At 72.0% G+C, this 15,939-nt stretch carries 21 protein-coding genes; 11 read left to right on the top strand and 10 right to left on the bottom strand.

Going from position 1 to position 15,939, the window contains the following annotated elements:
- Positions 1-10: 10 nt before the first annotated feature.
- From BLQ91_RS12600 to BLQ91_RS12585, 4 genes are read right to left on the bottom strand one after another with little or no spacing between them, the layout of a single operon-like run.
- On the bottom strand, positions 11-907 hold the full coding sequence (locus BLQ91_RS12600) for an alpha/beta hydrolase family protein (RefSeq protein WP_218130250.1): 897 nt from the start codon (positions 905-907) through the stop codon (positions 11-13).
- Between the two features lie 53 nt (positions 908-960).
- Positions 961-1,650, bottom strand: a complete 690-nt coding sequence (locus BLQ91_RS12595) for an acetoacetate decarboxylase family protein (RefSeq protein ID WP_090096981.1) — start codon at positions 1,648-1,650, stop codon at positions 961-963.
- Positions 1,640-3,292 (bottom strand): FAD-dependent oxidoreductase, encoded by a 1,653-nt coding sequence (locus BLQ91_RS12590; RefSeq protein WP_090096980.1) that lies wholly within the window; start codon positions 3,290-3,292, stop codon positions 1,640-1,642. The genes BLQ91_RS12595 and BLQ91_RS12590 overlap by 11 nt, the downstream gene beginning before the upstream one ends.
- Positions 3,293-3,295: 3 nt before the next feature.
- A complete protein-coding gene (locus BLQ91_RS12585; RefSeq protein WP_090096979.1) occupies positions 3,296-4,723 on the bottom strand; it encodes a flavin-containing monooxygenase in 1,428 nt (475 codons plus the stop codon).
- A 70-nt stretch (positions 4,724-4,793) separates the two neighbouring features.
- Here BLQ91_RS12585 and BLQ91_RS12580 point away from each other — a divergent pair, with 70 nt between their 5' ends.
- The 3 genes from BLQ91_RS12580 to BLQ91_RS12570 all read left to right on the top strand — a co-directional run bounded on the left by BLQ91_RS12580 (position 4,794) and on the right by BLQ91_RS12570 (position 6,601).
- Positions 4,794-5,831: an AraC family transcriptional regulator gene (locus tag BLQ91_RS12580; protein WP_090096978.1), complete on the top strand. Its 1,038-nt coding sequence runs from the start codon at positions 4,794-4,796 to the stop codon at positions 5,829-5,831.
- A 116-nt stretch (positions 5,832-5,947) separates the two neighbouring features.
- On the top strand, positions 5,948-6,361 hold the full coding sequence (locus BLQ91_RS12575; protein ID WP_143022614.1) for a DUF6292 family protein: 414 nt from the start codon (positions 5,948-5,950) through the stop codon (positions 6,359-6,361).
- 60 nt (positions 6,362-6,421) lie between these two features.
- Positions 6,422-6,601 carry a hypothetical protein gene (locus BLQ91_RS12570; protein WP_090096976.1) on the top strand — a complete coding sequence of 60 codons (180 nt, stop codon included), beginning with the start codon at positions 6,422-6,424 and terminating at the stop codon, positions 6,599-6,601.
- A gap of 4 nt (positions 6,602-6,605) precedes the next feature.
- On the opposite strand, the gene BLQ91_RS12565 is transcribed toward BLQ91_RS12570, so the two are convergent.
- Positions 6,606-7,376 carry an alpha/beta fold hydrolase gene (locus BLQ91_RS12565; protein WP_090096975.1) on the bottom strand — a complete coding sequence of 257 codons (771 nt, stop codon included), beginning with the start codon at positions 7,374-7,376 and terminating at the stop codon, positions 6,606-6,608.
- A gap of 177 nt (positions 7,377-7,553) precedes the next feature.
- On the opposite strand from BLQ91_RS12565, the gene BLQ91_RS12560 reads away from it, so the two are divergent.
- From BLQ91_RS12560 to BLQ91_RS12535, 7 genes are all read left to right on the top strand, one after another.
- The gene (locus BLQ91_RS12560) at positions 7,554-8,225 is read left to right on the top strand and encodes a hypothetical protein (RefSeq protein WP_143022613.1); all 672 of its coding nucleotides are present in this window, start codon (positions 7,554-7,556) and stop codon (positions 8,223-8,225) included.
- Complete coding sequence (locus BLQ91_RS12555; RefSeq protein ID WP_090096973.1) at positions 8,212-8,628, top strand: phage holin family protein; 417 nt, start codon at positions 8,212-8,214, stop codon at positions 8,626-8,628. Before BLQ91_RS12560 ends, BLQ91_RS12555 begins: the two co-directional genes overlap by 14 nt.
- Positions 8,629-8,642: 14 nt before the next feature.
- The gene (locus BLQ91_RS12550; RefSeq protein WP_176959709.1) at positions 8,643-9,224 is read left to right on the top strand and encodes a hypothetical protein; all 582 of its coding nucleotides are present in this window, start codon (positions 8,643-8,645) and stop codon (positions 9,222-9,224) included.
- A 68-nt stretch (positions 9,225-9,292) separates the two neighbouring features.
- The gene (locus BLQ91_RS41260; protein WP_176959708.1) at positions 9,293-9,460 is read left to right on the top strand and encodes a hypothetical protein; all 168 of its coding nucleotides are present in this window, start codon (positions 9,293-9,295) and stop codon (positions 9,458-9,460) included.
- A gap of 1 nt (position 9,461) precedes the next feature.
- Positions 9,462-9,713 carry a hypothetical protein gene (locus BLQ91_RS12545; protein ID WP_090096971.1) on the top strand — a complete coding sequence of 84 codons (252 nt, stop codon included), beginning with the start codon at positions 9,462-9,464 and terminating at the stop codon, positions 9,711-9,713.
- A 4-nt stretch (positions 9,714-9,717) separates the two neighbouring features.
- On the top strand, positions 9,718-10,011 hold the full coding sequence (locus BLQ91_RS12540) for a hypothetical protein (RefSeq protein ID WP_090096970.1): 294 nt from the start codon (positions 9,718-9,720) through the stop codon (positions 10,009-10,011).
- A 61-nt stretch (positions 10,012-10,072) separates the two neighbouring features.
- A complete protein-coding gene (locus tag BLQ91_RS12535; RefSeq protein WP_090096969.1) occupies positions 10,073-10,345 on the top strand; it encodes a hypothetical protein in 273 nt (90 codons plus the stop codon).
- A 31-nt stretch (positions 10,346-10,376) separates the two neighbouring features.
- Here the strand turns inward: BLQ91_RS12535 and BLQ91_RS41255 are convergent, their stop codons facing one another.
- The 5 genes from BLQ91_RS41255 to BLQ91_RS12520 are packed head-to-tail and all read right to left on the bottom strand — an operon-like array spanning position 10,377 to position 14,784.
- Positions 10,377-10,544, bottom strand: a complete 168-nt coding sequence (locus BLQ91_RS41255; RefSeq protein WP_176959707.1) for a hypothetical protein — start codon at positions 10,542-10,544, stop codon at positions 10,377-10,379.
- On the bottom strand, positions 10,541-10,858 hold the full coding sequence (locus BLQ91_RS12530; protein ID WP_090096968.1) for a hypothetical protein: 318 nt from the start codon (positions 10,856-10,858) through the stop codon (positions 10,541-10,543). Before BLQ91_RS12530 ends, BLQ91_RS41255 begins: the two co-directional genes overlap by 4 nt.
- A 27-nt stretch (positions 10,859-10,885) precedes the next feature.
- Complete coding sequence (locus BLQ91_RS43335; RefSeq protein WP_281199385.1) at positions 10,886-11,011, bottom strand: hypothetical protein; 126 nt, start codon at positions 11,009-11,011, stop codon at positions 10,886-10,888.
- A 44-nt stretch (positions 11,012-11,055) separates the two neighbouring features.
- The gene (locus BLQ91_RS12525; protein WP_090096967.1) at positions 11,056-12,873 is read right to left on the bottom strand and encodes a ricin-type beta-trefoil lectin domain protein; all 1,818 of its coding nucleotides are present in this window, start codon (positions 12,871-12,873) and stop codon (positions 11,056-11,058) included.
- A gap of 42 nt (positions 12,874-12,915) precedes the next feature.
- Complete coding sequence (locus BLQ91_RS12520; RefSeq protein ID WP_090096966.1) at positions 12,916-14,784, bottom strand: discoidin domain-containing protein; 1,869 nt, start codon at positions 14,782-14,784, stop codon at positions 12,916-12,918.
- A gap of 116 nt (positions 14,785-14,900) precedes the next feature.
- Between BLQ91_RS12520 and BLQ91_RS12515 the strand changes: the two genes are divergently transcribed.
- On the top strand, positions 14,901-15,905 hold the full coding sequence (locus tag BLQ91_RS12515) for a LacI family DNA-binding transcriptional regulator (RefSeq protein WP_218130249.1): 1,005 nt from the start codon (positions 14,901-14,903) through the stop codon (positions 15,903-15,905).
- Positions 15,906-15,939 lie beyond the last annotated feature (34 nt).

The raw sequence follows: 15,939 nt of genomic DNA, 5'->3' as shown, positions 1-15,939 counted from the left end.
GTGAACGGTGCTACTCGGTGCCCTCGAAGACGACGGCGGCGTCGGTGCGGGCGGGCTGGCCCCACACGAAGTCGCGCGCCGAGGCGTCGTGGGCGAGGTAGTGGCGGAACCACGACGTCATGACCCGCTTCGCGGCGGTGAGCTGGGCGGCGCGGGTGATGGAACCGTTGTCGCAGAACAAGCCAGAGGAGTCCATGAACCCGCAGTGGAACCCACCGGTGATGGTGCGCAGCTGCTTCGACGGCGGCTTGGCGGCGAACATCGGCCGCTGGTGGTCCGCGACCGGCGTGATGGTGTCCTGCGACCCCGCGAGGAACTGGGCCGGTGCCGCCAGGGTCGCCGCGGCGGCCTTGGCCGACGGGGTCGTCTCGGCGGCGGCGTAGGTGGAGACGGCACTGACCTTCGGGTTGCGGGCGGCCGCGAGGACGGCGGCCCCTCCGCCCATCGAGTGCCCGGACACGCCCAGCGCCGCGGTGCTGATGTGGTCGCGGAACCGCGACCCGCTGGTGGTGTCCTGGGCGACGAGCCAGGTCAGGCCGGTGTTGAGGTCGTCGGCGAACGCGCTGTGGCTCGGGCTCAACCCGCCCTGGGTGGTCGGCACCACCACGACGAAGCCCCACGACGCGAGGTGGTTGCTGGTGCTCGTGTACTTGGAGGTGGCCTGGAAGAAGCCGTGGCCGAACGCGATCGCGGGGAACCGTCCCGCCGCGACCGGTTGGTTCGCGCCGGCGGCGGTGGCGGGGTAGTGAACTCGGGCGGGTACGGACCGGCCGCCCGCCACGGCGGTGACATCGCTGTACGCCACCGGGTACGAGCCGGGGAGCCCGTAGTCCGGCGGCGCGGCTAACGCGGTCGGGACGGCCACGACCGAGGCCACCAGGGCAAGCGTCATCGCGAGAACTCGCATCTTCCGCTCCTCGTGAGATGGGGTGGAACCGCGGCGCTGGTGGCGCCGCGACGTCAGGGTTCGCCGAACCGCATGCGCAGGTTCGTGACGGCGAGGTGCAGGCGCGGCCTGGCGGCGGTGAGCCAGCCGATCCCGCCGGTCTCGGGGAGGTGCCAGCGCAACCTGGTCGGGCGGACGCGGGCGGAGGTGCGCAGCGCGGTGCGGTGGGCGGTGCCGTTGCTCGCCTGCCACACCGACGTCGTGATCCGCGCGGGGAGACCGGGCGCGTGGAGCGGTGCTTCCACGGCGGTGGCGTGGGTGCGGGCGGTGAGGTGGCCCGCGTCGAACGTGAAGTCCGCCTGCTGCTTGGGGATCGCCCACATCTCCCGGGCACCGCGCCGGGACGTCTCGTCGTCCACCCAGATGTGGGTGATGGACAGTCCCGGGCTGACCCCCCTGCGCACGACCACCGCGGCCAGCAGCTCGTGGTAGGAGAGCAGACCGGGTGGGCGGTAGTCGACGAAGGCCGTCACCACCAGCACGCGGCCGAACAGGGTCAGGGGCACCACGCCCGGCGGCGACGGGGGAACCGCCGAGCGTGGTGCCGTCCACACCGTGAGCCAGCCTTGGCCGCACAGGTCCCACGGTGCCGGGGGGAAGTCCCCGGGGGTCGACCGATCCGTTCTGCCGGGGGCGGAGCCCGGCTCGTTCCGCGGGCCGGGACGTGGTTCGCCCGGCGGTGTCGTGCCGTGCTCAGCGGACATCGCTCGCCTCCCCGGTGGGCCGCAGGGCCGCGGGCGCGTCCGCCGGGACCGCGGGCCGGCGCGGCCGCACCGCCCCCACCCGCGCGTAGGCCGCGCCCAGCGGCGGCCGGGGGTCCGGCTCGCCCTTGTTGGGCCACAACGACATCGCGCGCTCGGCCAGCGCGGTGATGGTGAGCGCCGGGTTGACGCCGAGGTTGGCCGGGATCGCCGAGCCGTCCACGACGTGCAGTCCGGGGTGGCCGTGGACGCGGTGGTACGGGTCGACGACGCCGGTCTCGGGGGAGTCGCCGATCACGCAGCCGCCGATGAGGTGACCGGTCAGCGGGACGTCCACCAGGTCGTTCCACGCGCCCCTGGCGACGCCGCCCGCGCGGGCCGCGAGCCGGCGCGCCACCTCGTGGCCCGCCGGGATCCACGACGGGTTCGGCGCCCCCTCGCCCTGCCGGGTGGTCAGGCGGCCGCGCCGCGTGCAGGTCGTGAGGGAGTTGTCGAGGCTCTGCATGACGAGCAGCGCGATCGTCTCCTCCGACCACCGGCGCGGCGTGTGCGTCTTCAGCGCTGTGCGGCGTTCGGCGAGGAGCTGGGCGAGGCCCCGGCGGAACCGGGACGGGCCGCCGTCGACGAGGGTGGTCATCAGCAGTCCCATCAGGTTGCTGCCGCGGCCGTACCGGACGGTCTCGACGTGCGTGTCGGCGTCCGGGTGGATCGACGACGTGATCGCGAGGCCGTGCGTGTTGTCGATGCCGCCGCCGGGCACCCGCACGGCGACGACCGCCTCGGAGTTCGTGCGGCACAACGTGCCCAGCCTCGGCGACAGACCGGGCAAGCCGCCCCGGTCGCGGATGCCGTGCAGCAGCCGCTGGGTGCCGAGCGACGCCGCCGCGAACACGACCTGGGAGGCGGTGAACACGCGTTTCGCCCGTCCGCCGGTGCGCCGGGTGTGCACCTCGTGACCACCACCGGGGCGGGGACGGACGTCGACGACGGTGGTCAGCGGCCAGACCCGGGCACCGGCCTGCTCGGCCAGGTGGAGGTAGTTCTTCGGCAACGTGTTCTTCGCGCCGTGGCGGCAGCCCGTCATGCACGAACCGCACGAGATGCAGCCGTTGCGGCGTGGCCCGGCGCCGCCGAAGAACGGGTCCTCGCCGTCACGACCGAAGTGGACACCGACCCGCGAGGGGCGGAACGTCGTGCCGACGCCGAGCTCCCCGGCGACCTCGCGGAGCAACCGGTCGGCGTCGGTGCGGCACGGGTTCTCCACGACGCCGAGCATCCGGCTCGCCTGGTCGTAGTGCGGTGCGAGCTCGGCCCGCCAGTCGGTGATGCGGGCCCAGCGCCGGTCGCGGAAGAACGACTCCGGCGGCTCGTACAGGGTGTTGGCGTACACCAGGGAACCGCCGCCGACACCGGCACCGCTCAGCACCAGCACGTCGCGCAGCGGGGTGATCCGCTGGATGCCGGTGCACCCGAGCGCCGGTGCGAACAGGTAGTCGCGCAGCTGCCACGAGGTGCGCGGGAACTCGTCGTCGGCGAACCTCCGCCCGGCCTCCAGCACGCCGACCCGGTAGCCCTTCTCGGTCAGCCGCAGGGCGGTCACGGCGCCGCCGAACCCGGACCCGATGACCAGCACGTCGTAGTCCACGGTTCACGCACCTCCGGTCAGCTGGTGGTCGCCCAGCCGCAGTCGCCTCGTGCGGCGCAGGTACTCCCCGGTGCCGCCGGGCCAGTTCGTCGTGATCGACCCGTCGTCCGAGCGGTACCACGACGCGCAGCCGCTCCAGACGCCGTCGCGCAGCCGGGCGCGCATCTCCTCGTCGAACGCCTCGGCGGCGGCGGGCCGCACCTCCAGCCCGGTGCCGGTCTCGGCGAGGTGGCGGACCGCCGAGACGACGTAGCGGCACTGCGCCTCGATCATCGTGAGCACCGAGTTGCCGCCGAGGTTGGTGTTCGGGCCGTAGACGAGGAAGAACCCGGGGAAGCCCGGCACGGTCATGCCCAGGTGGGCCCGCGGCCGCCCGGCCCACACGTCGGCGAGGTCGCGGCCGTGCCTGCCGGTGACCCGCAGCGGCAGCCGGAAGCCCGCGACCTCGAAACCGGTGCCCCAGATCAGGACGTCCGCGGTGTGCTCACGGCCGTCGGCGGTGCGCAGGCCGCTCGTGGTGACCTCGGTGATCGTCTCGGTCACCACCTCGGTGTTCGGCGCGGTGAGAGCGCGGTACCAGTCGTTGCTGAACAGCACCCTCTTGCAACCAGCGGGGGTGCGCGGCCGCAGCCGCTCCCGCACAGTCCGGTCACGCACCCGGAAGGTGAGGTGGGCATGGGCGATGGCGGCGACGATCCCGCGCGAGAACCGTCCCGCGTTGAGCAGTCCCGTCAGCGCCTCGCCGACGAGCCACACCCCGGCCCTGGCGGCCCGCGAGGTCAGAGCGCGGGCCGGGCGGTGGCGCGGGGCGTCGGGTTTGGGCAGCACGTGCGGCGCCGTCCGCTGGAACACGGTCAGCCGGCCCGCCAGCGGCTGGATCTCCGGCACGAACTGCGCCGCGCTGGCACCCGTGCCGACCACCGCGACCCGCCGGCCGCGCAGGTCGACGTCGTGCCGCCACCGGGCGCTGTGGAAGACGGGACCCGTGAACCGGTCCAGGCCGGGCAGCGCCGGGGTCGACGGCGTGCCCAGCTGGCCGACGGCCGACACGAGGACGTCCGCCTCCAGGACCTCGCCGCTCGCCAGTTCCACGCGCCACCGGTGGCCCTCGAACGACGCCGCGACGACGTCGGCGCCGAACCGGATGCGGTCGCGCACGGCCTCGGCGTTGCGGCGGAGGTAGGCGAGGATGTCGGGCTGCGCCGCGTACCGGTGCGGCCACGTGAGGTTGGGGGAGAAGGAGTAGGAGTAGAGCGAGGACGGCACGTCGCACGCGGCGCCGGGATAGGTGTTGTCCCGCCACACCCCGCCGACGTCGTCGGCGCGCTCCAGCACGGTGAACCGCTCGAAGCCCGCTCTGAGCAGCGACAACGCGACGCCCAGTCCGCCGAACCCGGCTCCGACGACGATCACTTCGGGGTGTACTCGCACGTCTCGAAACTAGGGAGGACCACTCGTTCGCACCAGGACAACAGCGGCCGCGCGATTGACAATCGCGGCCATGAGGACGTTGTCCGATCCCGCGGTCCGGCACTGGGACTTCCCCCGCGGCATCACGAGCGTCGCGCTGCTGCTGCGCTTCGGCGCCGAGCACGGCCTGGCGCGGGAGGCGCTGCTCGCCGGCAGCGACCTCACGCCCGCCCAGCTGGCCGACCCGGCGGCGGAGATCAGCGCGCAGCAGGAGCTGGCGGTCGTCCGCAACCTGGCGGGCCACCTGCCCCACGCGGGCGTCGCCGCGGGACGCCACTACCACGCCACCACGTTCGGCGTGCTCGGTCACGCGTTCCTCAGCGCCGCCACCGTGCAGGACGCGGTCGACGTCGCCCTGCGCTACCTCGACCTGAGCTTCACCTTCACCTGCCCGACGGCCGTGCTGGACGGCGAGCGGCTGGTGATCTCCCTGGGACCCGGCGCGCTGCCCGCCGACGTGACGCCGTTCCTCGTCGAGCGCGACCTCGCCGCGATCCACACCGTGATCGGCGAGCTGGTGGCGGGAGAGGTCCCGGTCCTGTCCGTCGACCTCGCCCACGCCGCCCCGCCGGACACCGGCGACCACGAGGAGGTGTTCGGTGTCCGGCCACTGTTCTCCCAGCGCCACAACAGGTCCGTTGTGGACGCCTCGGTGCTGCTGCGGGCGCTCCCGCTCGCGAGCCCGGAGGGCACCGCGCTGTCCGCACGGCAGTGCGAGGACCTGGCCGCCCGCCGCCGCAGGAGGCCGGGCGTCGCGGGGGAGCTCCGGCGGGTGCTGGAGCTGTCCGAGCGGTTCGGGGAGTCCATGCCGGTGGTGGCCCGCTCGCTCGGCCTCAGCCCGCGCACGCTGCGCCGCAGGCTGACCGAGTGCGGGACGAGCTACCAGGCCGTGCTCGACGAGGTGCGGGCCGAGCGCGCCGTCGTGCTGCTCACCGGGACCGGAGCGTCGGTCGACCAGGTGGCCACCCGGCTGGGGTTCGCCGAGGCCGCGAGCTTCATCCACGCCTTCCGGCGGTGGTACGGCACCACACCGGGCAACTACCTGCGGGAGCGTCACCCGATGCGGTGATGGGAGCGTCGCCGACCAGATTCACCCGATCAGGTTTGAAGACACCCCGGCGGGGTATCCGCGCCTGCATCGTGAGGGCGTTCGGCGACGGAGGCACCGCAGTCATGGACCGTGAGATGAGCATCGAGACCGACATCGACTTCGACATCGACTTCGACGATTCGGCGGCTCGCCGCATCGCGCGCTACGTCCACGACGTCGTCACGAGCCTGGGGCTGCGCGGTGACAGCTCGTGCGTCGAGGTCGACCCGCGCCCCGCCGCCTACGTGGCGCTCGACGGGCGCATGCCCGACTTCCCCGACCACGACGTGGCGCTGCTGTGGAAGGAGGGGACCGGCTGGTCGGCGGCGGTCGAGGACCGCATCGGGCAGCTGGTCGAGGTGGCTCGCCTGGGAGGTGACCCGATGCCGATGCCCGTCGTCGTGGCCCGTTGGGTCGGCGCCCTCCTGCGGACCGACTTCGCCCGCGAGCCGAGCAACTGCGACTTCGCCGCGTTCGTGCCGGCGCCACGCGGTGCCGTTCTCTCCTGAGTCGTCTCTCCCGAGCCCCGGCGCGCGTTCAGGCCCGCCGCGCCGGGGTAGCCGTTCGCCATGAGCACCGAACGCCATTACGACGAAGCGACGAGCAAGGCACCGCTGGACGAGTCCGCGGAGAGCGACGACACCGTTCCCGGACGCAGCGGCTCCGGCTCCGTGCACCCGGAACCGAACCCGACGGGCAACGTCGGGCTCTCCGACTTCTCCGTGTCCGACGACCCGGACCGGGGCTGACGTGTCACCCGGCGGAACGCAGGTCGAAGCGTTCCGCCGCCCACGAAGCCAACCGGGGCCGCAGCGCCAGGTAGACGTCCGGGTCGAGACCCATGCCGGTGTGCGTGCTGTGCACCTCGACCCACTCGGCGGACGGGTCGAGGGAGAGTTCCCACGGCACGATGCCGTCCGACTTGGAATAGATTGACATCGCGGGCAGGTCGTCCGGCAGCGGTGCGGTGATCGCGGCGACGTTGTCCTCGAAGCAGGAGCCGTTGAGGCACTCCGCGTTCATCAGCCCCGGTATGCCGACGGAAGCGAGCTGGGCGAGCGCGCGCGCCGCGAGCAGCACGTGCGGATGCGCGCCCATCGGGTCGAGCAGCGGGCTGCCCAGCATCACGAGGCCGCGCACCAGGTCCGGCCTGCGCGCTGCGGCCAGCCGGGCGAGCCCGCCACCCCGGCTCTGCCCCAGCAGCACGACCGGTCCGCCCGTCTCCTCCGCGTGCTGCTCCAGCCGCTGTTCGACGCGGTCGACCAGTTCGGAGGTGCAGCCGACGTTGAACCCGACGCCGGCGCCCACCGGCACGTAGCCCCTGTCCCGCAACCACGTCGTGGCGAAGGTGAGGCTGACCTCGCCCGCGCCGAAGCCGGGCACGAGCACGACGCCGAGACCCGCGCCCTCGTGCGGATCGGCGTCGCGCCACACCCGGTGCCGCAGCAGGCGGGGGATCGTGAGCGCCGCGACGGCGACGTGCTCCCGCGCCAGGGACCGCAGCTGTCCGGTCGTGCTCGTCATGTGTTCACTCCTGTGTTCCGGCGTGCAGTGGGAGTTCGCCGGGCAGGATGCGGCCAAACAGCCAGCTCGCTCACGTTTACCGGAACAAGAACGAATTTCGGTGTTCTGCGTCGTTTGCGCCGCCGCTGACCGGGTAGCTCGATGTCCAGCACACGACAACGAGCTGAGGAGTCAGCCGTGACGGAAAACCAGATGGGTGGAGTGCGCACGGCGGCCAAGGACGAGGGCTCCGAGGTCGCGCAGCACGCCAAGGAAGCTGCCGGTCAGGTCGGATCCACCGTCCGCGACCAGGCCGCCCACGTGACCCGCGAGACCAAGGACCAGGCACGCCACGTCGTCCACGACGTGCGGCAACGTGTTGCCGCGGAAGCGGAGCAGCAGGCGACGCGGGTGTCGAAGCAGCTCGGGCGCATCGCCGACGAGCTGGGCGAGATGGCGGGCAGCGCGCCGCCGGACTCGATGTCGTCGGGAGCGATCCAGAGCGTGGCCGACACGAGCAGGCAGGCCGCCCGCTTCCTCGACGAACGGGGTGCGCAGGGGCTGCTCGACTCGGCGCGCGACTACGCCCGGCGCAAGCCCGGCACGTTCCTGCTGGGTGCCGCCGTGGCGGGCTTCCTGATCGGCCGGGTCGCCAAGAGCGCGTCCGGTGGGAGCACGTCCGGTGGGAGCCCGGAACCGCAGCGTCCGCAGGGCGGCGTGGTTCCCGTGGCCTCCGAACGCACCGATGTGGCAATGGGTTACGGCGCACCTCTGACGCCGAGCGCGGCGCCTGCCGTTCCCCCGACGGCGCCTGCTGTTCCCCCGACGCCTGCTGTTCCCCCGGCGGGGGTGCCGCATGTCGAGCCCTGAGATGCCGGCGTCGCGAGTGGACACCACCGGCGAGTCTCTCGGCGACCTCGTCAGCGAGCTGACCGGTGACCTGTCCAAGCTGATGCGCCAAGAGCTGGAGCTCGCCAAGGCCGAGCTCCGCGAGGAGGCGTCCAAGGCGGGCAAGGCGACGGGGATGCTCGCCGCCGCGGGGTTCGCGGGCTACCTGACGACCGTGCTGCTGAGCTTCGCGCTCGTGTTCGCGCTCGGCGCGGTCATGCCGCTGGGCTGGGCCGCGCTGATCGTCGCCGTGCTGTGGGGCATCGCCGGAGCGGTCCTCTACACCTCCGGCCGCGCCAAGCTGCGCACCGTCAACCCGAAGCCGGAACGCACCGTCGCAACGTTGAAGGAGGACGCGGAATGGGCGAAACACCCGACCAAATAAGGCGTGAGATCGAAGTGACCCGTGCGGAGCTGCGGGACGACGCCAACCGCCTGGTCGACCACACGAGTCCGAAGGCCATCGCCCAGCGGCGCGTCCAAGGAGTGCAGCGCGGGCTGGTCTCGGTGAAGGAGCGAGTGATGGGAACCGCCACGCAGGCCACGTCGGCCGTGCGGGAACAGGGTCAGGACGCCGGCAGCGCCGTGGCCGAACGAGCCGAGCAGGCGGCGCACGCCGTGCAGCAGGCACCGCAGCGCATCGCCCAGCAGACGCAGGGCAGTCCTCTGGCGGCCGGCCTGATCGCGTTCGGCGGCGGCCTGCTGCTCGCGGCGCTGCTGCCCCGCACCGACGCGGAGCAGCAGGCGGTGCAACAGCTCTCCGACAGCTTCTCGGACGTGCTGGAGCCGGCGAAGGAAGCGGTGGCGGAGTCGGCGCAGAGCCTCAAGGAGGACCTGAAGTCCTCGGTGAGCGATGCGGCCGGTGAGGTGAAGCAGGTCGCCACCGACGCGGCCCAGACCACGGCCACGCACACGAAGGAGGCCGCGCAGGAGGTCGGCGGCCACGCGCGCGAGTCCGGACAGCGGATCTCCGGGCAGTGACACCGGTTCGGGCCGCCCGCGTTCCGCGCGGGCGGCCCGAACCCCTTCCAGGACGAGGTGATGAAGCGATGACCGAACCCGAGCACGACCACGTCGAACGCGGCGCGGCGGAGGAGCGGAGCGGTGCCCCGCTGACGCCGACCGAGGAAGAGGCGGCGAAGCGACCGCCGAGCCAGGAGGACTCCGGCCCCGGCGCGGGCCTGGACGGCGGCGGCCGCTACGGCGAGGACGGCTGACGTGCCCGTTCCGGTGCAGGACCTGAAGAGGCTGCTCGGGTCCACCCGTCCGGACGCCGCGCTGGTGCTCGTCGAGGGCGACTACGTGGTGGCCGGAGGCGAGGACCTGGACGGTGACGCCCTGCGCGGGGCGCTGACCGTGGTGACCAAGGACGACCTGGTCGAGCGCGTCGGCGCGGGACCGGTGTCCGACCGCGCCCTCGAGGAGGCTGCTGCGGCGCTGAGCTCCGCGGTGGACAACCTGGGAGGGTGACGCGATGCCCGCGACGCCGTCGGTGGCCGCGTCGAGCAGCTGGCGCGACGACGAGGGCACCCGCATGCCGTCGGGTGACGTCCACGCGTGGTGGCCGGGCCAGAACCAGACGCTGTGCGGGGTGCAGCTGAGCCGTGCGCGGCTCGCGCGGTTCCCCGGAGTGCTGTGGATCGACGCGGTGTGGGTGGCCGAGACGGACGCCGACGCCCCCGTGATGGGGCTGTGCCGCCGCTGCACCGCTGCGACCCGTCCGAAGAAAGACCGCCCCTCGCGTTTGGCGCGCCGGAGGCCCGGGTAGCCCGTGCCGCGTCAAGCAGCCGGCGCGCCACCTCCCCGACTGTCCCCAAGGCGGCCATCCCATGCACAGCGCACTCGACAGGGCCATCTGCGACGCACTCGCCCTCATCCGGACCACACCCGGTGCGGACCTCGTCGACCAGGCCGAGCAGGCGCGCAAGTGCCTGGCCCAGGCGGTCACGAGCGCACCGGAAGCGCCCCGGCAGGCGCTGACGCACATCGCGGCGGCCGACGAGCACCTCGAATACGGCGAACTGATGGAGGCGCGCACGCTGCTCACGGCGGCGCGCGGCTTCCTGCCCGGTCGTCGGGCCGTGGTCGCCGCGCGCGCCTGAGCACCACCTCCCCGCGTGGGCGGAGGCGGTGCTACCGCTGGTCCATGCCTCCCTCGTCGTGGGGTTCCGACTCGTCACGGCCCCGGTGCGGTCCACCGGGGTTCTCGTCGGCGAACGTCGGGCGGGTGTGCTCACCGCCGATGTCCGCGTCCTCCAGTTCGCTCTCCGCGGTCACGCGATCGGGCTCGGGCGTGGTCATCGCCACTCCTCCTGCCAGTCGTGGTGGGTGTCGAAGGCCTCGGCCAGCAGGCGCAGCGCGGCCTCGTCCTCGGTGCGCTCGACCTCGGTGCGCAGCAGCGCGACCTTCTCGCCGAACGGCACCGGGTGTCGCTCCTCCGCCGCCTGGACCGGACCGGGCAGCAGGAGCAGGCCGGTGCCGTCGTCGGACCGCGCGATGCGCAGTCTGCCCCTGCCTTCGGCCTCGTCGAGCAGGGGCAGTTCGCCGTCGGCCAGGCGCCGCTCGTCCTCGGTCAGGCGGTCGAGGACGAAGCGTCTGAGTGCGTCGTTGTCCATGGCACGGGATAGCCGTTGCGCGGCGGCCTAGTCCGGCGGTTCGCTCTCGTCCTCGGTCTTCTCCTGCGGGATCTCCGGCTCGGGGGTCTCGAGGTCGTCGAGGCTCGGCGTTCCCGGGGAGTGGGGCGCTTCGGGGTTCACGGGATTGGTCATGCCGCGCGGTTACCCGCACGGCACGACCTCAAGCCCTCCGTCACCTACGCGGGGACGGTCCACCTCTGGTTGGCCCCGCCCGTGCACGACCAGATCTGCAGCTTCGCGCCGTCGGCCGTGTTGTGGCCGATGACGTCGAGGCACTTGTTGGCGCCGACGTTCACCAACGTGCCGTTGGTGGCGGTCCACCTCTGGTTCGGTCCGCCGAAGCAGTCCCACAGCTGGACCGCGGAGCCGTCCGCCGTGCCGTTGCCGGTCACGTCGAGGCACTTGCCCAGGCCGCGCACCGTGCCGTCGGAGGACAGCGTCCACGTCTGGTTCGGGCCGCTGAAGCAGGTCCACAGCTGCGGCAGGGTGCCGTTGGCGGTGGAGCCGCCGGTGACGTCGAGGCACTTGCCGCCCAGGCCGGTGATGGCGCCGGTGCGGCCGGCGGGCGGGGTGCCGGGGTCGAGCGTGCCGGGCCACGTGAAGGTCGCCATGGCTCCGGCGGGGAGGGTGTAGCCGAACGTCTGGCCGCCGTAGGAGACGCGGAAGTCCTGCCGGCCGCCCGAGTTCAGCGCGACGAGCACGATCCGGCCGTCCGGGTTGCGGAACGCCACGTTCTGGACGCCGCCCTCGCCGTAGCCCGTCGAGTCGATGCGGACCGCGCCGGGCTGCACGAACTTCGACAGGTGGCCGAGCACGTAGTACTCGGCGTTGTAGGTGACGTTGCCGCCGCTGGTCGTGACGACGCCCGTGCAGTTGGTGCAGCTGCCGATCACCGGGCCGTTGTTCTGGTCCAGAGCCATGTTCCAGGTCGTCACCGTGCGCGCGTGGTTGCGGGTCGCGCCGATGGCGAGGTTGATGCCCTGCCAGCGCAACGTGTCGCGGAACGTCGCCGCGTCGTCGGCCGACTTCGTGCCGGAGCACTCGGTGAAGAAGATGTCCTTACCCGGCTGGTTGTTCTTCACCACCGACTGGCCGCTCGGGTTGCCGCCGTAGCAGTGCCACGCGGAGCCGATCACGTTGCCTCCGGCGCCGCTGTTCACGGTCTGCGGGTAGGTCGTGTCGTCCCAGTTGTGGTCGTAGCCGAGGACCCTGGCCTGCTCACCGGCCGCACGCAGCTTCGGCACCAGCGTGTTGATGACGTTGACCTGCTGCTGTGCCGACATCCGCATGCCGGGGTAGCCCGGCGGTTCGAAGTTCGGCTCGTTCTGCACGCTCAGGTAGTCGATCGGGATGCCCGCGGCCCTGTACGCCTGCGCGAACTTGACCAGGTAGTCGGCGTAGACACCGATCCGGCCGTCGTTGAGGGATCCCTGGATGAGGCTGTTGTTGTTCTTCATCCACGCGGGCGCGCTCCACGGCGTCGCCATCACGGCGAGCTGCGGGTTGATCTGCTTGGCCTGCTGCAGCAGCGGCAGGATGTACGGCCGGTCGTGGTCGATCGAGAACCGCGAGAGAGACGGGTCCGCCGCGCCGTCGTTGTAGGTGTAGAAGCTCCGCGAGAAGTCGGTCGCGCCGACCGGCTGCCGGATGAAGCTCATGCCGATACCGGTGTTCCGGTCGAACAGGTTGCTCATGATCTCGTTGCGGCGCGGGGAGTTGAAGACGTTCCACGCCGCCGCGTCGGTGAACGACGCGCCGAAGCCCACCATCGACTGGTAGGTGGTGTTCGGGTTCACGGTGATCGTCGACCCGGAGCCGCCCGAGCCGAACGCCACGTCCGCCTGCCGGGTCAGCTGGGCGGACCGGTCACCGGTTGTGAGCCACACGCTCGCGTTGGTCGCGGCGGTGGCGGCGGGGGAGACCAGGGTGCTTCCCACCGTCACCACGATCGCCGCTGTTGCGATGCCGCGCCACCGTTGTGTCGTCTTTGACATAAGCGCTCCTTGCAGGGGTTTGGGCGCCCGACAGCGGATTCTTCAGTTGTAGAGGCGGAAATCCGCGATGCTCCACCAGTTGCCCGCGCTCCCGGTGGACGTGATGCGCAGGTAGCGCGCGGTGGTGCGGCGGAGGTTGATCGTGGTCAGCTGGCCGGCGCCTGCGCCGGACGCGATCGAGCGCCAGGACGTGCCGTCGTCGCTGACCGAGAGCTCCCAGTCGCGGGCGTAGTCGCCGAGGTTGCCGCCGGAGTCGACCGCCACGCGCCGGAAGTCCTCGCGACGCCCCAGATCGACCTGCAGGAACTGGCCGGGGGCCTGGGCGGCGCCGTTGGACCAGCGGGTCGAGGCGTCGTCGTCGATGGCCGCCGCGCCGTCGGGCGACGCGGAGGCACCGGTCAGCGGCACCTGGTCGAGCCTGCTCCGGTGCTGGGTGGTCCAGGTGAACGTCGCCAGCGCACCGCCGGGCAGGGTGTACTCGAAGGTCCGGTCACCGAGCTCCACCGCGAACGAGCGCGGGTCGTCGTGCTGGTTGTGCACCACCAGGGCCGTGGAACCGTCCCGGTTGCGGAACGCGGCGTCCATGATCTGCCCGTTCCAGCCGGTCGTGCCGAACGACGTGCTGCCGATCCGCCGTGCGCCCGGCTTCACGAACTTCGACAGGTGCCCGATCGTGTAGTACTCGGCGTCGGTGACGACCGAGCCGTCCGGCCGCACGGTGACGAGACCGGTGCACGTGCCGCAGCCGCCGAGGTGCGGGCCGCCGGTGCTGTCGAGCGCGATGTTCCAGTTCACCGCGCTGCGCGCCCAGTTGCGGGTGGTGCCGAGGACGACGTTGCGGGCGTGCCAGCGCAGCGTGTCGCTGAAGACCTTGGCCGGTGGATCGGTGGCACTCCTGGACCCCGAGCACTCGGTGAACCAGATCCCCTTGTCCGGGAACGCGGTGTGCAACGCGGTCTGCGCGCTCGGATCGCCGTAGTAGCAGTGGTACGCCGTGCCCGCGACCCACTTCGCGGCCTCGCTGCGCAGCACCTGGTAGGGGTAGTCGGCCTCCGCCGTGCCGTCGTTGGGGTGCGTGGCCCAGTTGTGGTCGAAGCCGAGGATCTTCGTGCGCGGACTCGCCTGCGCGAGCTTCGGGCCGAGCGCCTCGATCACCTCCACCTGCTGCGCGACCGGCATGTCGGTGCCGGGGTAGGCGTCGGGTTTGCGGTTCTGCGGCTCGTTCTGCACCGACAGGAAGTCGACCGGCACACCGGCCCTCGCGTACGCCTGCACGAACTTCACGAGGTAACGCGCGTACGCGTCGTAGATCCTCGGGTCGTCTTTGAGCTGACCGCCGACGAGCGAGTCGTTGGTCTTCATCCACGCCGGCGGGCTCCACGGCGTGGCCATGACCTTCAGCCTCGGGTTGAGCCGCTTCGCCTCGCGCAGCAACGGCAGGACCTTCGCCTCGTCGTGCCGGATGCTGAAGTGCCGCAACGCGAAGTCGGTTTGTCCGGCCGGCACGTCGTCGTAGGTGTAGTGCTCCTTCGCCGCCGTGAAGTCGGACGAGCCGACGGGCTGGCGCAGGAAGCTCACGCCGATGCCGGTCTTCGGGTCGAACAGCTTGCGCATCGTGTCGGCCCTGGTGGCGGGCGGGAGGCTCGCGAGCAGGGCCGCCGACGAGTCGGTGATGGACGCGCCGAATCCGTCGACCTCCTGGAAGCGGCGACCGGGGTCGACCACGATCGTCGGGTGCGCTGACCGCTGCTTGCCGAACGTGACGCGCGGGCGTTCGTGCATCAGTTCCGCCCGGTCCGGGGTGGTGACCCAGACCCGCACCCCGGCCGAGTCGGGTGTGCCCGAAGCGGGTGCAGCGGCCGGCACAGCCGTCAGGGCGGCTGCCAGAGCCACGATCGCGGTAGTTCTCATCGCCGTCCTTCGGGCTTGTAACGGCGTTCGTCACTGTGAAACGCCTGTGTTCCAGGATGAAACACCCGGTCGTGGCGAGCGTCAATGGTCTGGTGGAGTTCCGGTACAGTGACCTGGTGGAACGCAAGATCGAGAACGTGAAACAGCGCGCGAGCCTGCGGGACATCGCGGCGGAGACCGGAGTCTCGATCGCGACCGTCTCCCGCGTGCTGAACGACCACGTGAACGTGGCCCAGCGGACTCGTGACCTGGTGTTGCAGGCCGTGGAGCGGCGCGCGGTGGCCTCGCAGCGGACTCGCACCGTTTACGTCCGGTGTCCGTACGTGTTGACGGACTACTTCGGGTTGCTCGTGTCCTCTGTCGCCGAAGGGCTGAAGCTGCACGGCCTGCGGCTGCTGCTGGACGCCGGGGAGTCCGGGCAGGGATCCTCCGTCCTGAGGTCGTTGCCCGAGACCGGCGACGTGGACGCGGCGATCCTGATCCTGCCTCCCGAGGACGGGGAGGAGCTGCTCGCGCTGTCCCGGGCCGGGTTCCCGTTCGTGGTGCTGGATCCGCGGGTGTCGCCGTTGCCGGACATCGCTTCGGTGTCCGCCGCGCACTTCGCCGGGGCTCGGGCCGTGGCGGATCACCTGATCTCGCTGGGACATCGGGACATCGCGGTGATCGCCGGGCCGGAGGAGTGGCTGGCGGGAGACGCTCGGCTGGCCGGGCACCGGGCGGCGCTGGCCCAGGCCGGGGTGCTGCTGGCGGCTGATCGGTTGCGGCACGTGGAGCCGACCACCGCGCATGGTCGTCGTGCCGCCGCCGAGTTGTTGCAGGGCTCGCCCCGGCCGTCGGCCATCGTCTGCTTCAACGACAAGGTGGCAGTGGGGACTTTGCAGGCCGCTCGGGAACTGGGGCTTCGAGTACCCGCCGACCTGTCGGTCGCCGGGTTCGACGACATCGATCTGGCCGAGGCGACTTCGCCGCCGTTGACCACCGTTCGGCAGCCGTTGGAGGAGATGGGGCGGATCGCCGTGGCCCAGTTGATCCGGATGGTGGAGGGGCAGGCGTTGGAGGCGTTGCACATCGAGCTGGCCACCGGGTTGGTGGTTCGGGGATCCACCGCTGCGGTTGCGTAGCGTTCCCCTGCGGCCGTCGGGGGGCCTGCCGCGT

This window comes from Lentzea jiangxiensis (assembly GCF_900104175.1).
In the GTDB taxonomy this organism is placed as follows: Bacteria; Actinomycetota; Actinomycetes; order Mycobacteriales; family Pseudonocardiaceae; genus Lentzea; species Lentzea jiangxiensis.
The sequence above is the reverse complement of the archived record's forward strand: the minus strand, read 5'-3'. Positions and strand labels throughout refer to the sequence as shown.